This window comes from Neisseria sp. P0021.S007 (assembly GCF_051956855.1).
Map to the genome: position 1 here is coordinate 1 of NZ_JBQCXA010000461.1, position 720 is coordinate 720.

The following is a 720-nucleotide window of genomic DNA, read 5'->3' on the forward strand; positions in this document are numbered from 1 at the left end:
CAATAAAACTGCCTGCCGATTCAAACGCATGCCGACAATACGATAGGCGCCGGCAAAAGGAACTTTCGTGAATATTAAAACAAACACATATCTGGCCCTTGCTGTTCTCTCAGCTTCCCTTCTTTCAGGTTGCGACAAAGTCAGCACCTTTTTCGGCAAAGACGAAAACAAAGAACTCGTTCAACGCATAGAAACCAATACCGATGACGGAAAAGTCGGTATGTTGCTGCCCGACTTCGCCCAACTGGTACAAAACGAAGGACAGGCCGTCGTCAATATTCAAGCGACACCGGCAAAACGCTCTGCGACACCGGATGACGACCATAGCATGGATCTGAGCCAATTCCCCGACAACGATCCGTTTTACGAGTTCTTCAAGCGCCTTGTTCCCAATATGCCCGACATGCCGCAAGAAGATACCGAAAGCGACGCTTTGAATTTCGGTTCCGGCTTCATCATCAGCAAAGACGGCTATATCCTGACCAATACCCACGTGGTTGCCGGCATGGGCAATATCAAAGTCCTGCTCAACGACAAACGCGAATACACGGCCAAACTGGTCGGCTCAGACGCCCAATCCGACGTTGCCCTCTTAAAAATCGAGCCACAAGAAGACTTGCCGGTTGTCAAAATCGGCAATCCGAAAGATTTGAAACCGGGCGAATGGGTAGCCGCCATCGGCGCGCCTTTCGGCTTTGACAACAGTGTAACCTCCGGCAT

1 protein-coding gene is annotated in these 720 nt (G+C 50.6%); it reads left to right on the top strand.

All coding sequences use genetic code 11. The features are described from left to right. Positions 1-67: 67 nt before the first annotated feature. A partial coding sequence (locus tag ACTHUR_RS14005) for a trypsin-like peptidase domain-containing protein (protein WP_440399154.1) occupies positions 68-720 on the top strand: 653 nt, incomplete at its 3' end.